Origin of the sequence: uncultured Campylobacter sp., from assembly GCF_938031315.1 — a bacterium.
Classification (GTDB): Bacteria; Campylobacterota; Campylobacteria; order Campylobacterales; family Campylobacteraceae; genus Campylobacter_B.
Genome location: NZ_CALHHT010000333.1, coordinates 1 through 1,180, shown reverse-complemented (window position 1 = coordinate 1,180; position 1,180 = coordinate 1). Strand labels below are relative to the sequence as shown.

General features: G+C 53.5%; 2 pseudogenes. Both read left to right on the top strand.

The annotated features are described in order from the left end of the window. Positions 1–504 (top strand): annotated as a pseudogene (locus Q0236_RS08045) (hypothetical protein); the annotation flags it as partial. Positions 505–597: 93 nt separating this feature from the next. Next, a pseudogene (locus tag Q0236_RS08040) lies at positions 598–1,180 on the top strand (hypothetical protein); the annotation flags it as partial.

Below are 1,180 nucleotides of genomic sequence, written 5' to 3'. Positions count from 1 at the left end.
ATCGACGGCACGTATAAAAAAGACGGCAAAAAAATCGTACGAACCGCCAACGACGGCGAGCAAAGCACATATAGCTGCGAGAATGCGGACTGCACGTTTTTGTGGAGCGACGGCGGATACCATCTCTTTAACGCTCAAATCTTGAACGAAGTGCCAAAGGGCAGCTACTCATTCACCGCCGTTGGCTCCATGTCCGTCTATAACGCCTCGGGCGGCACAGATATCGTGGGCGGCGGCGTGAGCGGGTACTATGACTTCGACGGCAAAGGCCGCTTCAAGGACGGCAGTTGGGCCTACTCCTCCGCCGCCATGAGCACTGTGGGCGGCGGCGGAACAAGATCTAGCAGTAGCGCGGGCTCATATACGCTGGATAGCGGTGAACTCACGCTCAGATACGACGACGGACGGACGCAGCGACATAGCTTTTTTTATATCCCGCCTACTAGCGAAGGCAAGGCAGGCGGAGCGGTCATCGACGGCGTGATACATTTTTTGGACGAATAGCAACCCATCGGCGTAAAACCAGGGCAAATTTGAGAACAAAAAGCCGAAGGCAAAACCGCCGCAGACGGCTTAAAAATTTACGAAAGGAAAAATATGGCTAAATTTAAATTTTTTGCAATCCTCGCGGCGCTTTGCCTCGGGTCAAATTTAAGCGCTAGCGAGCTAGAGGGCAGATGGAGTATCGTCTCGGTTACGGCGCAGGGGCAAACGTTTAAAACGGCCGGACAAAAGTGCCTCGAAAACTCTTTTATCGAGGCTAGCGGCGATAATGCGCGCCTAAGCTTAAGTAGCGCGGGCGGCAGCTCATGCGAAAAAGCCGAACAAAACTTCGCTCTAAAAAGTCTAGGCGGTGGTAGATACTCGCTTGGCGGCGCAGAGCTACGGCTAAATAACGGCTCGCTCGAGTACAAACAAGGCACGGGCGGCGACGAGATCGTATTTACCTTTAAAAAAGACGAGGTAAATTTAGCCAGCATCGTAAACGGCGCCGTAAATCAAGCCGGCATCGGCGGGTCAAATTTAAGCGAGATCGAGGGCAGATGGGAGCTAGTCTCGCTGAAGGCGCAGGGGCAGAGCTTTAAAGTCGCGGGACAAAAGTGCTTCGGCGACTCGTTTTTTGAGATCGGCGGCGATGAAGCAACGGTAGGCATCGTGGGCGTAAATCCGGACGGTTCGT